27 protein-coding genes are annotated in these 16,566 nt (G+C 66.8%); 21 read left to right on the top strand and 6 right to left on the bottom strand.

Annotation, left to right across the window (positions count from 1 at the left end):
- Positions 1-140 precede the first annotated feature (140 nt).
- The 5 genes from LCL61_RS17615 to LCL61_RS17595 all read right to left on the bottom strand — a co-directional run bounded on the left by LCL61_RS17615 (position 141) and on the right by LCL61_RS17595 (position 4,912).
- On the bottom strand, positions 141-1,820 hold the full coding sequence (locus tag LCL61_RS17615) for a hypothetical protein (RefSeq protein ID WP_340687818.1): 1,680 nt from the start codon (positions 1,818-1,820) through the stop codon (positions 141-143).
- A gap of 102 nt (positions 1,821-1,922) precedes the next feature.
- Positions 1,923-2,216, bottom strand: a complete 294-nt coding sequence (locus tag LCL61_RS17610; protein WP_340687817.1) for a hypothetical protein — start codon at positions 2,214-2,216, stop codon at positions 1,923-1,925.
- An 88-nt stretch (positions 2,217-2,304) separates the two neighbouring features.
- Positions 2,305-3,234 carry an NAD(P)-dependent oxidoreductase gene (locus LCL61_RS17605; protein ID WP_340687816.1) on the bottom strand — a complete coding sequence of 310 codons (930 nt, stop codon included), beginning with the start codon at positions 3,232-3,234 and terminating at the stop codon, positions 2,305-2,307.
- A 63-nt stretch (positions 3,235-3,297) separates the two neighbouring features.
- Complete coding sequence (locus LCL61_RS17600; RefSeq protein WP_340687815.1) at positions 3,298-3,846, bottom strand: kinase; 549 nt, start codon at positions 3,844-3,846, stop codon at positions 3,298-3,300.
- On the bottom strand, positions 3,836-4,912 hold the full coding sequence (locus LCL61_RS17595; RefSeq protein ID WP_340687814.1) for an AAA family ATPase: 1,077 nt from the start codon (positions 4,910-4,912) through the stop codon (positions 3,836-3,838). The genes LCL61_RS17600 and LCL61_RS17595 overlap by 11 nt, the downstream gene beginning before the upstream one ends.
- A 191-nt stretch (positions 4,913-5,103) precedes the next feature.
- On the opposite strand from LCL61_RS17595, the gene LCL61_RS17590 reads away from it, so the two are divergent.
- Positions 5,104-5,310, top strand: a complete 207-nt coding sequence (locus LCL61_RS17590; RefSeq protein ID WP_340687813.1) for a hypothetical protein — start codon at positions 5,104-5,106, stop codon at positions 5,308-5,310.
- On the opposite strand, the gene LCL61_RS17585 is transcribed toward LCL61_RS17590, so the two are convergent.
- A complete protein-coding gene (locus tag LCL61_RS17585; RefSeq protein WP_340687812.1) occupies positions 5,297-5,626 on the bottom strand; it encodes a winged helix-turn-helix domain-containing protein in 330 nt (109 codons plus the stop codon). The two genes, LCL61_RS17590 and LCL61_RS17585, sit on opposite strands and share 14 nt — an antisense overlap.
- A gap of 115 nt (positions 5,627-5,741) precedes the next feature.
- On the opposite strand from LCL61_RS17585, the gene LCL61_RS17580 reads away from it, so the two are divergent.
- The 20 genes from LCL61_RS17580 to LCL61_RS17485 all read left to right on the top strand — a co-directional run bounded on the left by LCL61_RS17580 (position 5,742) and on the right by LCL61_RS17485 (position 16,393).
- Complete coding sequence (locus tag LCL61_RS17580) at positions 5,742-6,002, top strand: hypothetical protein (protein WP_340687811.1); 261 nt, start codon at positions 5,742-5,744, stop codon at positions 6,000-6,002.
- Positions 6,002-6,199, top strand: a complete 198-nt coding sequence (locus LCL61_RS17575) for a hypothetical protein (RefSeq protein WP_340687810.1) — start codon at positions 6,002-6,004, stop codon at positions 6,197-6,199. The genes LCL61_RS17580 and LCL61_RS17575 overlap by 1 nt, the downstream gene beginning before the upstream one ends.
- Before the next feature lie 64 nt (positions 6,200-6,263).
- On the top strand, positions 6,264-6,980 hold the full coding sequence (locus LCL61_RS17570; RefSeq protein WP_340687809.1) for a hypothetical protein: 717 nt from the start codon (positions 6,264-6,266) through the stop codon (positions 6,978-6,980).
- Entirely contained in the window at positions 6,980-7,483 is a 504-nt protein-coding gene (locus LCL61_RS17565; protein ID WP_340687808.1) for a hypothetical protein, read from the top strand. The genes LCL61_RS17570 and LCL61_RS17565 overlap by 1 nt, the downstream gene beginning before the upstream one ends.
- Before the next feature lie 50 nt (positions 7,484-7,533).
- Positions 7,534-7,764, top strand: coding sequence for a hypothetical protein (locus LCL61_RS17560; RefSeq protein WP_340687807.1), 231 nt, complete (start codon positions 7,534-7,536; stop codon positions 7,762-7,764).
- A 79-nt stretch (positions 7,765-7,843) separates the two neighbouring features.
- Complete coding sequence (locus LCL61_RS17555; protein WP_340687806.1) at positions 7,844-8,350, top strand: NUDIX hydrolase; 507 nt, start codon at positions 7,844-7,846, stop codon at positions 8,348-8,350.
- Positions 8,351-8,397: 47 nt separating this feature from the next.
- The gene (locus LCL61_RS17550; protein ID WP_340687805.1) at positions 8,398-8,589 is read left to right on the top strand and encodes a hypothetical protein; all 192 of its coding nucleotides are present in this window, start codon (positions 8,398-8,400) and stop codon (positions 8,587-8,589) included.
- A gap of 116 nt (positions 8,590-8,705) precedes the next feature.
- Positions 8,706-8,906, top strand: a complete 201-nt coding sequence (locus LCL61_RS17545; RefSeq protein WP_340687804.1) for a hypothetical protein — start codon at positions 8,706-8,708, stop codon at positions 8,904-8,906.
- Positions 8,907-9,113: 207 nt separating this feature from the next.
- Complete coding sequence (locus tag LCL61_RS17540; protein WP_340687803.1) at positions 9,114-9,491, top strand: SsgA family sporulation/cell division regulator; 378 nt, start codon at positions 9,114-9,116, stop codon at positions 9,489-9,491.
- Positions 9,488-9,691: a hypothetical protein gene (locus LCL61_RS17535; protein ID WP_340687802.1), complete on the top strand. Its 204-nt coding sequence runs from the start codon at positions 9,488-9,490 to the stop codon at positions 9,689-9,691. The genes LCL61_RS17540 and LCL61_RS17535 overlap by 4 nt, the downstream gene beginning before the upstream one ends.
- A 38-nt stretch (positions 9,692-9,729) precedes the next feature.
- A complete protein-coding gene (locus LCL61_RS17530; protein ID WP_340687801.1) occupies positions 9,730-9,957 on the top strand; it encodes a hypothetical protein in 228 nt (75 codons plus the stop codon).
- A gap of 2 nt (positions 9,958-9,959) precedes the next feature.
- Complete coding sequence (locus tag LCL61_RS17525; protein WP_340687800.1) at positions 9,960-10,151, top strand: hypothetical protein; 192 nt, start codon at positions 9,960-9,962, stop codon at positions 10,149-10,151.
- Positions 10,148-10,468 (top strand): hypothetical protein, encoded by a 321-nt coding sequence (locus tag LCL61_RS17520; protein ID WP_340687799.1) that lies wholly within the window; start codon positions 10,148-10,150, stop codon positions 10,466-10,468. Before LCL61_RS17525 ends, LCL61_RS17520 begins: the two co-directional genes overlap by 4 nt.
- Positions 10,455-10,760: a hypothetical protein gene (locus tag LCL61_RS17515; protein ID WP_340687798.1), complete on the top strand. Its 306-nt coding sequence runs from the start codon at positions 10,455-10,457 to the stop codon at positions 10,758-10,760. The genes LCL61_RS17520 and LCL61_RS17515 overlap by 14 nt, the downstream gene beginning before the upstream one ends.
- Positions 10,753-11,088, top strand: a complete 336-nt coding sequence (locus tag LCL61_RS17510) for a conjugal transfer protein TraH (protein ID WP_340687797.1) — start codon at positions 10,753-10,755, stop codon at positions 11,086-11,088. Before LCL61_RS17515 ends, LCL61_RS17510 begins: the two co-directional genes overlap by 8 nt.
- Entirely contained in the window at positions 11,085-12,218 is a 1,134-nt protein-coding gene (locus LCL61_RS17505; RefSeq protein ID WP_340687796.1) for a conjugal transfer protein TraI, read from the top strand. The genes LCL61_RS17510 and LCL61_RS17505 overlap by 4 nt, the downstream gene beginning before the upstream one ends.
- Before the next feature lie 102 nt (positions 12,219-12,320).
- Positions 12,321-14,630 carry an FtsK/SpoIIIE domain-containing protein gene (locus LCL61_RS17500; protein WP_340687795.1) on the top strand — a complete coding sequence of 770 codons (2,310 nt, stop codon included), beginning with the start codon at positions 12,321-12,323 and terminating at the stop codon, positions 14,628-14,630.
- A 256-nt stretch (positions 14,631-14,886) separates the two neighbouring features.
- On the top strand, positions 14,887-15,330 hold the full coding sequence (locus tag LCL61_RS17495) for a hypothetical protein (RefSeq protein WP_340687794.1): 444 nt from the start codon (positions 14,887-14,889) through the stop codon (positions 15,328-15,330).
- Positions 15,331-15,450: 120 nt separating this feature from the next.
- Positions 15,451-15,825 (top strand): hypothetical protein, encoded by a 375-nt coding sequence (locus LCL61_RS17490; RefSeq protein ID WP_340687793.1) that lies wholly within the window; start codon positions 15,451-15,453, stop codon positions 15,823-15,825.
- 301 nt (positions 15,826-16,126) lie between these two features.
- On the top strand, positions 16,127-16,393 hold the full coding sequence (locus LCL61_RS17485; protein WP_340687792.1) for a GmrSD restriction endonuclease domain-containing protein: 267 nt from the start codon (positions 16,127-16,129) through the stop codon (positions 16,391-16,393).
- Positions 16,394-16,566: the final 173 nt, after the last annotated feature.

Below are 16,566 nucleotides of genomic sequence, written 5' to 3'. Positions count from 1 at the left end.
GGCCAGCCCGACCATTACGAGCGCCACCGTCAACTGGCGACCGGCCGCCCCAGACTCGTCGTCAGCCCCGGGCTGCCTGATCTTCGGGACCGACGAACGTGCCGCCTACCTCCCCGCAAGTGGGCTCGCTGCGCCCAATCTCAGTCCAATTCTGCGATCAAACGAATCGACATCGAATTAGAGCCGCTTGGAGTAAAGCGGACTACGAAGTCCGTCTCAGTCTCGATAATTTCACCGACTGCAGAATCATGAATCGCCTCGACGGTGCCGATTGCATAAGACTGATCGCCAAGTTTTACCTCATGTGGAGCGCGTAGTACAACTGGTTGCGGAGTGCTGACAATATTGTCAGCATTCGGGAGGATTGTTTCAATCTTATTCCAGGTGCCGACGATCGTCTCGCCATCGAGCAAGCGTCCGGCGACAATTATGGATTCGACTCCTTCTTTGCCAATCTCCAGCAGGTCTGGAATTAACACAGGCACATCCACTACTTGCTGAATTTTGCGCAGGTTTTGCATTAAGGGTTCAGCAACCGTCCACTGGTTACTCCTGTCAAACCCTTCAAGTGGATGCCTGATCACGCGACGCGGAATCAACGTGTCCGTAAGTCGCAACATCACTCCCCTGCTTAGAGAAGCAAGAAACATGAATGACTGATACACCTCCAGGAGCGGGCGTCCTTCAAAGCTCTCACACGAGAAGGCGAGTGAAGAGTTTTCCCCAGATCTGTCAAATCGCCATTCGACGCCGACTATGTTTTGGAAATCTGTACCTCGAATGTGTGCGCCCGTCCGAAGTGCCCCCACTCCTTGTATCCCATGCTCAATCAGGAGTTCCGAGAGCACATCCCCTTGACTGTCGACCACCTCATACTTATATGTCCTGGCGGAAGTAGGCCTAGAGGGACCAATCTTGAGGTTAACCTTGGAGAACTCGCCGCCCAGTCCGCCCGGAAGATCTAGATTGACGTCTGCGATCAACTCGGCCGCCGTACCGAATTGCAAGAAGTCGTCATATGACTCATCAGCCTCGTTCTGCCGTGAACTCCGGACGGTAATCGTGCAAGGCCGAATATTAACAGCATCCGGAAATTTCGCAGAGAGATCAACCGAAACATATAGATCGTCATCAATCTGTTGGATTGTCGTCGCCACCAGTCCGGGCTTACTGGACACAAGCAGGGCATCCGAATCTGGTCGCGATGACATCGTTGCAAAGTCGTACGAGTAGAGAGGGTCTTGATTGGCAATTCTTTGCAACTGAGCCAGATGGGACACTAGTTCATGTGGCGCGATCTCACCCTTACCATTTATCCGAAGGGCTTCACGCGCGAAATCGTAGGCATTCTCGATGATGCGACTAAAATACTCCGCACGGTTATTTTGATAATAGTCAACAACATCCGGAAATTCGGCGACCAAGCCTTCGATGTGAGACAGTCCATACCAGTCGGTATCGAATGTCAGTCCGGTCGAGGTCCTTGACAACCACTTATAGTCGGCGCTCGTCGGAAGCAGCGGGCAAGTAATGAAACACTCGCGAATAACAAAATAGCCTTCGTCGGTTGTCGTTTGAGCAGCCTTCAGCGACTTTCGGATCTGCGCCTGCTGAGTGCTTGTAATCTTTTCGGAGAATTTTTTTATCTGATAGTTGACGCCAGTCCGGAGGCCAGGGCCGTCGGGGATGAATACATCGATCCCGCCATCACCAGGGTTGGCCTTGACATGGCGGCCAATCGGATGCTTTCGCAGGAGCATGACCGCCACCATCTGCTCGATGTCGTCTCCTGAGAGCCGTGTCCATGCGATTGCCGTCAAAGCGTCCTCCCCTAGCTCCATGCCCCCAAGAAGGAGACGTCAGCCGAAGGCAAGCTGTTACGTCTTGAAAGAACCCAGTAGCAGTCGGCTGCACCCTGACCGTCAGTCGGACTGTGGGTTCAATGCATCCGACAGGACCCACTGGTGGTGCCAGGTGGCCCCCTCGCCGGGCGTGCCCAGGGGGAAGGTGACCCATCCGACCCAATGCCCGGTGACCGTAGCCGCCCACGTGCTCAGCGTCCCGGGCACGGTCCCGGTCAGGTCAAGCCCTTCAGGGACCGCTCCGCGCGGGGCGCCGACCGGGAAGACCGCCCGCAAGTCGACCCACACCGGCTTGGGTGGCTCGACCGCGTGCACGTAGGGGGTCTCGCCAGCAGGCCTCACCGAGTCGGACATGTGTTCGATTATGCATCCTGTGACCTGGGCTGCCTTGCGGGGCTAGCTCCTTGAGCCAAAAGATTGGCAGTATCTGCACAAACAGTGCTCAGCGGCGTCGTTCGATGTTCGACGGCACGCCGCCCTCGATGAAGGTCGCGATCTGCTGGACGGCGACCTCGCAGCAACGTTGTGCAGTGCCAGGGACGTTCTTTGACATGTGCGGGCTGATGATGACGCCGGGGCAGGTAAAGAGTGGGTGACCCGCTGGCAGGGGTTCGGGGTCGGTGACGTCCAGCGCCGCGCGCAGTCGCCCGCTCTGCAACTCGGCCATAAGCGCGTCGGTGTGGACGATCTCGCCACGTCCGGCATTGATCAGCAGCGCGCCGTCGGGCATTGCCGCCAGGAAGTCCTGGTCAACTAGGCGGCGTGTCTCGGGGGTGAGTGGCGCCGCGATAACGATGATGTCGTGGTCGCTGATCAGGTTCGGGATGTCTGCAGCGCCGTGGACCCCGTCCCGTGCGGTACTTGCGACCAGTGTGGCGGTGGCGTCGAGTTTGCGAAGTCGCTCGGCTGAGGCGGTGCCGATGTGGCCGGCGCCGATGACGAGGACCCGCTTTCCGGCGACCGTCTCCGGGTCGACCTTGCGGTGCGCCCACACTCCCGTGCGCTGGTAGTCCAACAGGGCGGGCCAGCCGCGATATAGGCAGAGCACCGCGGACAGGACCCACTCGGAGACGGAATGCGCGTGACCGCCCCGCGCGCTGGCGAGAACCACATCGCCGGGGACGTGTGGCGCCCACTCGTCGGTTCCGGCGGACAGCAGCTGCACCATCTGCAGGTGAGGTAGCTGCGCGAGCAGCGGAATTGGCCGATGGCTGCCCCGGAAAGGGACCACGAGAATGTCGGCATGCTGCTGCACTGTGGTCAGGGCAGATTCGTTCGGGTCGTAGAGCAAGACTTCGACACCGTCGAAGCAACGCAGAAGGTCGACGACCGTCCGATCGTCGGGTTCGCAGCTCGCGAGGATCTTAGGCATGCGAAACTCACCTTTCCTTGTGACGGAAGGGAAATTGGGGCGTGTGATGGTGTTGGGAGTGGACTATCGACGGTGGCGCTGGCACCAATCGATCAGACCGGCCGCGTGTGCGGGCTCGAATGCGGCGGTGTTCAAGACCAGGTCGAACAGCGTCGGGTCAGCTTCGGCGAGCGTGTCGTCCCACACCGCCAGGCGCTCGACGATCCGCGCGTCGTTCCGCCCGATGAGCCGCTTCTCCGCTTCCCCCCGTGGGCAGAACACCATCACGATCGTCCACGTCAGCGGGTAGCTACTGCATACCGCGTGGACGGCGTCGACCTGGCCGACGTGAAGCACCGGAACCCGCTCGTGCTTGCGCACGATGGTGTCCAGCTCTTCCCGGTCGATGACGTAGGTCGCGTCATAGCGCTGGTTTTCGTAGATGACCTGTCCGCGTTCACGCAGCGCCGTCAGCTGCTCGGACGTGCCCATGCGGTAGCCGCTGGTCCGTCCCGATCCGACCTTGAGTCGTTGGAAATGGGTGTATGGGCCGATCGTGAGCAGCTGCTCCGTGATGGTGTCCTTCCCCGCGGCCGGCGGACCGTAGAGCAGGACGCCACGGCTATTCGCCATGACGCATCGCCTTCACGATCCGGTCAGCCTGCTCGACCAGGGTGGTGGCCGCGTTCAGCCGGTTGTCCACCAGGTAGTGCGGGACGGCGGGTCGGAAGTCGGGGTCGATCGTAGCGATGTAGTCCTGCCAGTTCGAGAGTTTCCAGTCGTCGCGCGCAGCGCCTCGGTACGACAGGTAGTCGTACATCGACTCGACGTCGCAGCGCACCCAGACCACCGACAGCTTGGCCCCACGCGCCTTGCAGTTGTTGGTCAGCCGGGTCATCCACGCCTCGTCGGACAGCTCCCGGATGAACGGCGCGTCGAGTACCACCGAGACCCCTGCGTCGAGGTTCTCCATGGCCGCGTCCATGAGCGCGCGATATTCGCATGGCCTGACCTTCGTGAGGTACAGGTCGGAATGTCGATCGTGACGGTCGCTACCGAGCGCGATGAGAAGCTGTTCGACAACCGGGCGCGTGATCGTGTCCTTATTCAGTCGCGCCCATCGCGCCGCCGCCGACAGGAACCGCGCAAACTCTGACTTTCCCGAGCCCGCGAACCCGCCAACGACCACCACGGATAGGCCGTTGTCCTGCTCGGCAGCGGAGTGATGCGCAGCCAGCACCCGACCCTCCAGCATGTCGTCTGATCCGGACGTTTCGGAGCCCGCGAACGCGTTGAGAATAACGTCGTCTAACGGTGATACGACTGGCGCTTGCGCCACGTGGTGATCCGCCCGGCGCCACTCGGTCGCGGTGGCCGTTGCGGCCGGCCGTGAGCGTTCGTGCAACGTCGCGACGGCCTGTTCCATCGCCTCATATGCCAGCAAGATCTGTCCTCCCGCCTTGAGCGTCACATCGGCCCACTCGCAGAAGAGTCGGTCCGGCCGCTGGCGCCCTGCTTCGAAATTGGCCAGCGAGGATCGGGTGTAGGGGTGCACGCCCGGCGCCTTGCCGTCGTGAACGGCCCGCTTGAGCAAGTCGACCAGGCCGTGTTGGCCGTGGCCAGCAGAGCCGCGCCAATGTGCTAGCACGCGACCCAGTTCTTGCTGCGCAACCAGCACGGTTTCCCGTTGCTGAGTCATCGATCCTCACTCCTCGACCCTGACAGGTGGCACTGCTTGTCGGCGTTGTCGGTACTTGTCGGCGTTGTCGGTTGGGATTGTCGGCCCAGTGTCACTGACATGTGTCGGAGGTCACCGACATGTGACGCAGTTCGCGAAGCTGATTCCAGACAGCAAGCAACGAACTCCAACCGAATCGCCAGGAGGCGGACATGTCCAGCAAGAACAACCCCTTCAACTTCAAGACCGGCGCCGGAATCCTCAAGAAGCTCGTTATCGCGGCGATCATCGGCGCGGTCATCATGATGGTTCTCAAAGCGCCCGGGGAGTCCGCAGACGTCGCCAACGACGCCATTGACGGCGGGGAAGGCGTGATCGACTCCCTGGTCACTTTCTTCCGCTCGCTCAGGAATGGGTAGCACCAGCTTCGAGTCGTCCGACGCGCTCAGCCAACTCGCCGACCATCACCTTGAGAGCGGCTAGCTCGCTCGCGATGTCCACGGCGTCCTGAGTCCCTGACGGGGGCTCGTTGACGAAATAGCCAACGGCAGGGGTCGCCGACAGCCAGCCCTCACTCGACAGGACCTGTAAGGCCTTTTGCACAGTCCCTGTCGAGAACCCCTCCACCTGCTCCGCGAGGACGCGGTAGCCAGGCAGCATTTCGCCAGGTTGCAGCTCACCGCTGCGAATCCTGCGCCGGATCGTCTCCGCGAATTGCTCGTACTTGGCGGTCATGCGCACATCCTATCTGGACCGACCCATACCGACCTAGATCACTCTAACGGTCTAGAGACAACTGCTATATATCGCTCTAATCTGCTTTATGTCAGTACGACGAAGGGAACTTCCGATGAGGACTGCACGACCGACCCGCCGCCAGATCGAGGCCGCGGCGGATGGCCTGGACTACGACGCGTTGGCGATGGATTCCTTTGCCCCGGCGGGCTGGGGGTATGAGGTGTTCGACCTGCCTGAGTTCGACTTCGAGACGCGTTCGCTGGCGGAGTTCGAGGTGGCGATTACCCCGGCGCCGGTGATCCCGCTCCCGCTCGCTAACCGGGGCATGTCGACGTCGGCCGTCGAGCTGTACGACTTCGGCGAGGTGGCGTGATGGGCCGCCTGTTCGTTCCGGCCGCGTTCGCTGGTCTGTTCGCGTCGATGCCGCCGAAGAGTGCCCCGGCGTCGCGGTGCCGGGAGTGGCTGGAGGCCACGGAGACCGCGCTCCGCTCCCAGATTTCCGGTCCGCACGGTGTGCAGGCCATGCGGCTGATCCCGCTGCTGGTGACCGTTCGCCGCACGAGCTTCTGAGCTGACTTTCCGCTCACTTTTCCCGCTATTTCTCGCTTTCTCGCATTGTTGTGGAGGTACCGCCATGCCTGGATACGCCGACCCGGCCACCACGATCACCGCCCGGTTCCGTGACCTGGCCGCCCTGCTGACCCGCAACGCGACCGTGTTGGAGGCCTCCGGGCTGCCCGGCGAGGTCGTGGCGCTGCGCTCGACGGTCTACCGGGACGTGGCCGCCCAGCTGGCGGCGCTGGTCGAGGTCGAGGTGGAGCAGGCCGCGGGCAACCCGCTGGTGGTGCCGCTGCGCGACGGCGATGTCGAGGCGCTGGTGGTGCGCCGGTTCGAGCGGCTGGCCGGCCAGCTGACCGCGAACGCCCGCGTCCTGCTCAAGGGCACGTCGGAGCCGGTGATGCGCCGCCGCGCCCGGGTCTACCAGGACGTCGCCTCGCAGGTCCGGGCGCTGGCCCGGCACGAGGCCGACGAGGCCACGGCCCGCCGGACGCGGTCCCAGCGCCCGGTGTCGACGGTGCTCGCGGTGGTGCCGAACCAGGTGGCGCGGCAGGCCGCGACCCGCGCACCCCGGGTGCGGGCGGTGTTCGTCGAAAAGCTGGTGGACGCGATCGCGAAGCGACGCCGTCAGGGCTGGTCGGTCGCGCGGCTCACGCTGTGGCTGCGGACCACGCTGCGCGATCCTCAGACCGACCAGGTGCACCCCTGTGCCCAGAAGGCGTTCGTGTCCTACGTGGTCGGGCTGCTGGCCGGGGCCACGGTGCCCGCCACGGCTGGACGGGCGGTGGCGTGATGCGACTCCGTTTCCGTCGCGACGAACCGATCCGGGCCGCGACCCGCGCCTACCGGGACGCTGACCGCCGATCCAGCCGGATCACCACGGACTACCTGCCCGGGGCCAGCACCGGATGCGACCGGATCGCCGCGCTGAACTGGCTGGCAGGTGAAGAGCACTACCTGGCGGAGCTGGTCCCGCTCGGCTCCCGGCTGCTGGACGACAGCGCAGTCCAGGACCGGATCCAAGGGCACCTGTGGGTCGCTGATCTGGCCGGGATGGTCGCCACCGCTGAACACGCCGCCGACCACGGCCGCAGCTACCGGTTCGGCGGGTACGGGCTGGAGGCCGACAACTGGACGGTCTACCTGCTCAGCACTTACGCCAAGCCGGGCAGCCTCGCCGGCCGGGCCGCCGTCCTGGACTCGCTGGCCACACACCTCCACCAGCGCGGCTACACCGACCGCGTGGTCCGCACCGCCACCGCGATCGCCGACGCCTACCGGCGCACCAATCGCTGAACCCCATCCCTGCCAGCTCTTCTCCCTTGACCAACAACCAGGAGGACATCGTGCGACCGGTTTTCGACAGTAACCACAAGGCCGTCCGGGAAGGAATCACCAAGACCGGGATGGGGCTGCACCAGGTCGTGATGGCGATGAACAGCATCACGGACTCCTACGACGCCGGACTCGGTCCCGCCGACATCACCAAGAGCCGCCAAGGCTTCCTCGGCTCACGAAACCCCAGTGCCCAGGCCAAGTTCGTCTCCTGGGTCTTGCGGCAAGCGGGTCGACTCTGACATCGCCGTCCCCGGTCGGAGCCTGATCCGGCCCCGCAACACAGCAATCCGCACTGTCCACTATGGAAGGAGTCAGATCATGGCGAGGATGAGGTACTGGGCAGCCGCGCTGGCCGGTCGGGTCGCGACCCGGCTCGACCGCCGCGCACCGGTCTTCTACGCGGCCGATGTGGTGTTGTTCGCCCACCGCAACGGTGTGCCGCACGTGCTGCTGATCGAACGCGGCTGGGACCCGCACCAGGGCAAGGCCGCGTTCCCGGGCGGGCACGTCGACGCCGGGGAGACCGCGCTGGCGGCCGCGAAACGTGAAGCGGTCGAGGAAACCGGCCTTGACCTCGGCCGGATCCCGCTCCGGCTGGTCGACGTCTACGACACCCCGGACCGGGACCCACGCGGCCGCTACGTCGGTGTCGCCTACACCGCGGTGCTGCCGACGATGCCCGCCCCGGTCGCCGCCGACGACGCTGCCGCCGCGTCCTGGATTCCGCTCGACGTCGCCGTCCAGATGGCCCGCAGTGGCCGGTTCGCGTTCGACCACGCCGACATCCTCGCCGACGCCGTGCGCGCCACCGGCGTCGGCCGCTGAACCAACACCGTTCCAGCCAGCAATCCCTGCCCTGAAAGGAGGGCGCCATGCCCGGAAAGTTCAAGAACAACTGGACCAAGCCCGACCGCTCACCCGTGTCGATCAATTCCTACGCCGACGACCCGAAACACGTGCACACCCTCGACGGCGGGTCGCAGATCACTCCCACCATCGTCCGCTGGGAATGCCGCTGCGGAGCCACCCGAGACGAGTACGACTCGCCCGTACCCCACGGCTGATCACACCGAACGTAGTCGCACCACCACCTCTGGGGCGCGGTTCATCCCGCCACGAACGCGCCGCGCCCCGGGAGAAACACCACCACCAACCCACATCGAGTACAGGAGGAATCGCCATGGGTCTCTTCAGCACGCTGGACAAGGCCGCCGACTTCGTCGCGAAGGACCGGAGCAAGCCGGTGGATCCGGGCGCCACGTCGCGGAAGGTCTGCTACGGCGGCTGTGGCCGCAAGGGCAAGAGGCTCCACGCCGGATACGGCCACTGCGGAAGCGGGACGTGCCGCCGGATCATCACCAGCCGAATCCTCGACAGCTAGCCGGAACTCGCCGCACAGCGAACGGCACACCCGGCAACGTGTCCGCCCGCTGAACAGGGTCCCGGCCCGGTGGTTCATCCCGCCAAGAACGCGCCACCGGGCCGGGCCTTCCCACCAACCCACGCCGCCCAGCAGGGCGGCCATCAACAGGAAGGGTTTCCCATGCTACCGATCGCGATGGTCCCCACGTGGGCTGAGGTGATGGCGATGGACCTGGAGATGGTCCTGGCCACCACCCGCGCGAATCTTGCTTTCGATGTCGATGACCCGTGGGCGGTCACGCTGACCGTGCGCACCGGCGACGACAACTGGGTGCCGTGGGTGTTCGCCCGGTCCCTGCTCACCGACGCGATGGTGGCCGGCGGGGCGACGCTCGACCCGGTCGGCGACGGCGACGTCCAGATCACCGCGCACGGCTCGCACGTGCTGGTGGAGCTGGATTCCCCGTCCGGGCACGCGATCCTGCGCCTGCCGCGCGCCGACGTCGACCGGCTGCTGGACGAGGCCGAACAGCTCGTGCCGGAGGGCAGCGAAGTCCTCGACCTCGACGTCGAGTTGGCGCTGCTGGCGGGTGAGGACGCGTGACCCGCACGATCGGCGACATGTCCGGCATTGTCCAGCCCGGCGACACGATCAACGTCGTCCTGATCGGCCCGGACGGCCTGCCGACCGGCGTCAGCCACACCACCACCGTCGACCACCTGGGCCGCTACACCGGCCGCCAGGACGTCGAACGCGGCCGCGCCAAGGTCGCCACCATCAACCGCCCGCCCCGGCGCCGCTGACCCGAACCCGCTATCCGCTCTGTGGAAGGGAAACACCAGTGTTCACACCATCAAGTGCTGCCACCATCGCGGATCGCTTCGACATCCCCGTCGACCTTGCCGTGCGGCTCGTGAACGACATCGAGTACGCGCTCAACGACGGCCACACCACCAAGGACGAGGTACAGAGCGACCTCGCCGCCCACTACGCCCACCAGCTCGACACGAGCGTGCCGCTGGACCAGGTGATCGAGTGCTGGATCGCCGTGGCGGGGAAGGAGTGCTGACCATGACCGCCAACAGGAGCCGCCGTTTCGACGGGAAGCCCGAAAGCGCGGCGGACAGCCGGTTCTTCGACTTGCGCGAATCCGGCTACACCGGGCCGATCGACCAGGACGGTCGCCCGGTGACCTCGGGCCGCGCCGTCGAGATCCTCACCGCCCTGCGCGAGGCCACCCCGAAGGGTGGGTGGGACTCATGACCCCGGGTGGCGCGCGTCCGTCCACACCGGACGCGCTGGCGCTGAACCCGACGATGGCGCTGCTGCGGATGCTGCTGGAGCGCAACGGAACCTGGGCGCTGTGCAAGGTGTTCGCCGCGTTCGCGGTGTTCCTGACGCTGCATCTGGTCCGGATCCCGCTGGTGCTGCTGGTGCGGATCCTGGCCGGGGTGATCGGTGAGCTGGACGGCTACACCACCCGGCAGATCACGACCCCGCCGCGCGGGCCGATCAACCACTACTACGACCCCGCCACCACGATGGCGGGGAGCTGGGAGCACGCACGTGTTCGGACGTAATCCCTATCTGTCCTATGTGGAGGCGTGGCGCGTGACGGCGCTGGGCGACGCGGGCTACGCGATCCGCCGCAACCTCATCGTCGCGCTGGCGCTGCTGGGCCTGGACCTGCTGATCCTGAACGGTTTCTGGCTGGTCTGGCCGGTCCGGACCGTCGTGCTGTGGCTGGCCTGGAACACCTGGCGGTGGCTGAGGTTCCGCACGGGGGTCGTGCGGGGCTGGATCGTCCCGCCGGAACAACCGCAGCCGCCGTTCGGCGGGCCGGACGAGGGAAGGGGGTGGCGCCATGGCTGAGCAGGAACGAACCTGCCGGACCAGGCAGGAGAAGGCGGTGGCGTGGGCGGCCACGCACGCCGGGGAGCTGGCCGGCGTCGGTGCTCCGTTGATCGGCGGGGCGGTCTGGTCGCCGTGGCTGTGCCTGCTGGCGGCACCGGGTGCAGCGGCGTGGGTGGCCAGCGAACTGCGGCTGCGGCGCACGACCCGCACCGCCCGCACCTCGATCACCAGCGCCGACCCGCCCGCGTTGCCCACCGCACCACCCGGCCACGACCAGCAGGCCACCGGCGACGGCGACCAGGCCGAGACAGCTGGGAGCCCTGAACGGAAGGAGGCACACCGATGACCACGACGAACCTCGACCACCACGACGGCGGGGACAACGGGGACCCGGAGTTCTCCGCCGGGCTCGCCGCGCTGGAGAAACACCTGGCCGACGTCGCCGCCCAACCCGCCACCACCGCCCCGCCGGATCCGCCCGTGCCCGACGAGAAGATCCCTGACATCGGCCCCGCCACCCCCGAGGTGGCGGGGCCGGTTCGTCGGCGGCCCGGCTCGACGCGGCGAGTGCAGCGGCGGATCGCCGAACACGCCGAAGCGCACCAGCTGCTGACGCTGGAGCACGACGACGCGCCGTTCGAGGTCACCTCCGACAAGGTCCGCGCCCGCCGCAAGGCGGTCGTGGAGGCCGCAAGGTTGTGGAAGCTCGACCGGGACCCGCGGGTGCTGGCCTACCGCGACGCGCGGATGGTCCGGCTGATCACCAGGCTGGCGCTGGTGTCGCTGGTGCTCGCGCTGGCCTGGTCGACCGCCGGAGTCCAGGTGTTCGCCGCCGAAGGCGCGCCGAAGTGGTCGCCGTCGTGGTGGTTCGCGTGGCTGGTCGAACCGTTCTGCAGCCTGGCGCTGCTGATGGTCGTCGGCGGCAAGGCCTACCTCGCCACCCGAGGCCACGAGGTGGCCGACAAGGGCCTCGACCGCGCCGAGTGGGTGTTCCTGTCCCTCACCCTGGGGATGAACGCCTGGCCGCACCTGCCCGGCATCACGGAGCAGTTCACGGTGTCGTCGCTGGTGCTGCACATCCTCGGGCCCATCGTCGCGATGGCCGTGGTCCGCGCGCTGCCCCGGCTGCTAGCCGCGTTCCGGGAGCTGACCATCGACCTCGACGACCCGGAACCTGGCGCCGCGACCGCGGTGACGGCCACCGAACCGGCGACGGAGAAGCCGGCCGCCGTCCGGGCCGCCCCGGCTCGGCGGAGCACTCCGGCGAAACGCTCGGCGCGGGCGACGATCCCGGAACCCAAGCGCCGGGACATCACGGCACTGCGCGCCGAGTTTCAGAAGGCGCTCGCGTCGCCACCGGAGGGGTTCGACCCCGGCAACGGCGCGTCGATCATGCGCACCCTCAAGTGCGCGAAGAAGTACGCCAACCAGCTGCGTGACGAGTACCTGAACCGCCCGTCCGGCGGTGATGCCTGACCACCCTCCCGCACAGTCACCGGGCAGGGCCGACCCCACCTCCCGGTGCGGGTTCGGTCCTGCCCGGTGCTGCACGAGTCCGCACCGAAAGGGCTATTCGCGATGAACCCCACCGACCACAACGACCGCCCCGAGTCCACGCCCGAGACCGTCGCCGCGACCGGTTCCGAGTCCGCGCGGGAGTCCGTCTCCACGGCGAGCGAGCTGGCCACCGTGCATCCGCTGCGCACCTGTCCCGACCAGCACGAGTCCACCACCTCGGCCGGTGACGAGTCCGCGCCTCAGGTCGTGGAGGGGCGCATCATCTCCGAGTACGAGTACCGGCTGCTTACCGACCAGAAAGCACAGCGCGAGTGGCGCTACGCCGACTACCGCAAACAGGCCGCGTGGCTGGCCCGCACCACCCGCACGGCGGTCGCCCACGACCGGACGGTGTCCACGCTCAAGTTCGTCGGCCGCAACGCGCTGGTCTACCCGACGCTCGGGGCGGGGGTGGCGCTCAAGCGATGGCGCGACACGCACGGATCGAGCCGCTATGAGCGGATGATGCGGGCGGCCGAGCTGGCCGGGGATCACGACAAGCTCGCGGACTGGGAGGCCCGCGACGTGGCGGAGAAAGCGCGCCGTCACGACCGGGCGATGGACTGGATCCGGTCCCCGTGGCAGCTGGCGAAGGCCGCGGGCGCGGTCACCGTGTGCGCGGCGGTGCTGCTGCTGGTGCTGGGCCTGATCCTGTGGGTCGGCGGCAAGGGCGAGTTCCTGGGCCCGATCACCGCGGTGGTCGACGCGATCGCGTTCGCGGTCTGGTTCGTCATCACCTACGGCGCGCTGCTGGTCACCGGCGTCACCGCCGGGGTGGTGACCTGGCTGTGGAACCTGGGCCGCACCTCTCAGGCCGTCCCGGACCTGTTCCGCCCGGCCTCGCAGCGCAACCTCGACGACGTGGTGATCACCCCGTCCATCGTGGTCACCGCCCTGCGTGACCTGCGGATTTCCGAGCTACGCAAGAAAATCGAGGCGATGGAGGACGGCGGCGCGGCGATGCTGTCCCCGATCCGGCTGGCCGGCTGCGGTGTCGAGTTCGACATCCACCTGCCGTCCGGGGTGGACACCGAGGAGGTCAAGCGCAAGCGGCGGAAGTTCGCCGAGAACATGGGACGCCACGAACACGAGGTGTTCCTGACCACCCCGCCCGCGCCGCGCACAGTGCGGGTGTGGGCGGCCGACTCCGGGGAACTGGACAAGCCGATCGGGCCGTCTCCGCTGGTCACGGACCCGACCCTCACCGCCGACCTGTACACCGGACGCGTCCCGTGGGGCATGGACCTGCGCGGGGACGCGGTGCTCATGGCGCTGCTGCAATGCCACCTGCTGGTCACCGGCCTGTCCAAGCAGGGCAAGACCGCGTCCCTGCGGGCGCTGGCGTTGTGGCTGGCCCTGGACCCGTCGGTGCAGCTCTACATCGCCGACCTCAAGGGCATCGGTGACTGGCGGATGTTCAAACCGGTCGCCGAGGAACTGATCGAAGGCCCCACCGACGCGCACTGCATCCAGGCCACCGAAATGCTGGAGTGGGGTGTGAAGGAGATGGAGCGCCGCCTGATGGCCTTCGACGGCGACAAATACCGCAACGGTGTGCCCCGTGAGCTGGCCAAACCCGGCGGGCCGTTCGCGCCGATCGTGCTGCTGGTCGACGAGGCGCAGCAAGCGTTCATGAATCCCGCCAAGGACGAGCAGAACAACCCCTACGGCGGGCAGACCAGCAAATCACGGTACTTCATGGCCGCCCGCAAGATCCACAACCAGGGGCGCGCGGTGAACGTCGTGCTGTGGCAGGGAACCCAGGATCCCACCAACGACAACCTGCCCAAGCTGGTCCGCGAGGGCGCGCACATCCGCGCGGCGCTGGCGCTGGGAACCGAGTCCCAGTCCCGGATGGCTCTCGGGGACAAGGCCGTTGACGGTGGGGCCGCACCGCACGAACTGCGCTCTGGCCTGGACAAAGGCACGTTGGTGGTGTCCGGGGAAGGGGTTCCGCTGCCTCCCGGGCAGCCGTCGATGACCGTGCGCACGCACTTCATCGACGGTGACGACTCCGTCACCGTGATCAACCGCGCCGTCGCCATCCGGGGCGCCAAGACCGGAAAACCGCAGGTCGAGGCCCCGATAGTGCGGGATCTGCTGGCGGATGTGGCTGAGGTGCTGGCCGGGGGCGACGTCAAGGCCACCGACGTCGGCGCCCGCCTGCGTGAACTGGCCCCTGGCTACCAGCCCTACGCCGGGCTGAGCGCGGAGAAGGTCCGTGAGGCCCTGGACAAGGTCCGTGTCCCGGTCCGCTTCAAAGACGGAGTTCTCACCGTACGTAACCGTCAGGTGGTCGAAGCGCTCGCACAGCGCGAACTGGAGAAGTGAGCCCAGGACACACCCTCACCAGGACGTGAAACCGGGCCGATCCGGCCCCGTCGCGGGGCCGGGCCACTTCATCACTTCTCCACTTTTCCGATCATCGTGCCTGATCAGGGCAAGTGAGGTCGCCAAGTGGAAGGGGAAGTGGATTTCCACTTCCCCTTCCCGGCCTCACTTGCCGTCTCACTCGCTTCTCACTTCCCGCCGGGCGCTGTCGTGCATCACCGGCGGCTACTCGACGTAACCGTTTGGAGGTTTGGTCATGGTCTTGCTGTTCGAGGCGAAACGCGACCCGGAAGACCCGCACCAGCTCGCGATCGCGGTGCACGAACTGGCTCACGCGTGGGTCTGGAAGGACGGCGGGCTGACCATCACCGAGATCCGGCACAAGGGCGACGAAGGCCACGTGAAGTTCACGTACCGCGAGAAGGACTGGGGCCCGGAGCTGGCGCTGGCGTACAGCGTCGGGTGCTGGGCCGGGTTCGAGGCCGAAGACCGCTGGCGCAAGGCCAACGGACACGGACGCGCCAAACGCGGCCACGCCTCCTACGACATCGGAAACTTCAAGCACGTCGCACGCGGCATGAAGAAGCCCCCTTCGGAAAGCACCGCGCGCTCGCTGGCCTGCAAACGCATCGCGCCACGCTGGTCGCAGATCCTCCGGCAGGCCCCGGTCCTGGTCCGCGACGGCCGGATCTCCATCTGACCCGGCTGTCCCCGATAGGGCCCGCTGCGGGCCCTTCACCACACACCGTCCGTCGGACCGGCGGCAGGCCACCGTCGCCCCGCCGGTCCGACGAAACCCATCACCGCAAGGAGGTTCTTCATGTTCCTGCCCATGCCCGACCTGTCCGCCACCGATGCTTTCGCCTGCCTGGGTATCCGCCATCCCACCGTGCTGGTCCTCGACGACGGCAGCGTGTTCGCGGTCGGCTTCACCCGGCCCGACGTCGCCCGCGACGCCATCGCCGACATCGCCCTCGACATCGGGGTGCCGCTGCCTACCCGGGACGACGCCGCGCTGTTCCGGCTGGTGTGGTTCGCCTACACCCACGCCTGGCGTGAGGACGACCCGGTGATGCGCCGCGCCGCACCCGGCGAGGACGGCGCGTTCCCGGTCATCGTCTGGCGCGCGGTCGACATCGACACCGCCCGCGCCGTGCACGTCGCCGCGCTCGACGCTCTGGCGGTGGCCGCGTGATCGCCCGCACCATCGGCACCCTCGCCCTCGCCCTCGCCGCCGCCGTCGCGGCCACGCCGACCGGATGCCAGAACTCGAGAACCCGTCCCGCCGACACCGTCGCCGCCGACGTCAGCCCCGGCAGCACCACCCAGATCGACGCGGCCGCGGTACGCGCCCGGCTGGAGAAACTGCGCGTCGCCGTCGAGGACACCGGCAACCCGTACCGGCGGGCGGACTGGCCGCACTGGCAACCAGTCTCCGGCGCCTGCGACGCCCGCGAACACATCCTCAAAACCCAGGGCACCGCGACGTCGACCACATGGTGCCGCTCGCCGAAGCCGCCCGCTCCGGCACCCGCACCTGGTCCCGCGCCGACCGCACCCGCTACGCCAACGACCCGCGCGTGCTGGTCGCCGTCACCGCGAAGTCGAACCGGTCCAAGGGCGACTCCGACCCCGCGAAATGGCTGCCCGGCAAGGACAAGTGCGGCTACCTCGCCCGCTGGGTCGAGACGAAACACCGCTACCAGATGACCGTCGACCAGACCGAGCACGACGCGATCGCCTCCAGGCTTCGCCGCTGCTGACCCGACGCACCCCCGCCGAACCTGCCGCCTGCGGCCGGACCGGGCCCACTACACACGCCATCACACGACACCACCTTCCAACGTGCGGTGACCGGGCTGGTCAGCGCTCACCCTTCTAATCAGGATTTCGGGCCTTCGGCGCGAAAACGTCACTCGAAAAGACGACTGCCCCG

The organism is Amycolatopsis coloradensis (assembly GCF_037997115.1).
Taxonomy (GTDB): Bacteria; Actinomycetota; Actinomycetes; order Mycobacteriales; family Pseudonocardiaceae; genus Amycolatopsis; species Amycolatopsis coloradensis_A.
This window is presented reverse-complemented; position numbering and strand designations above follow the sequence as displayed.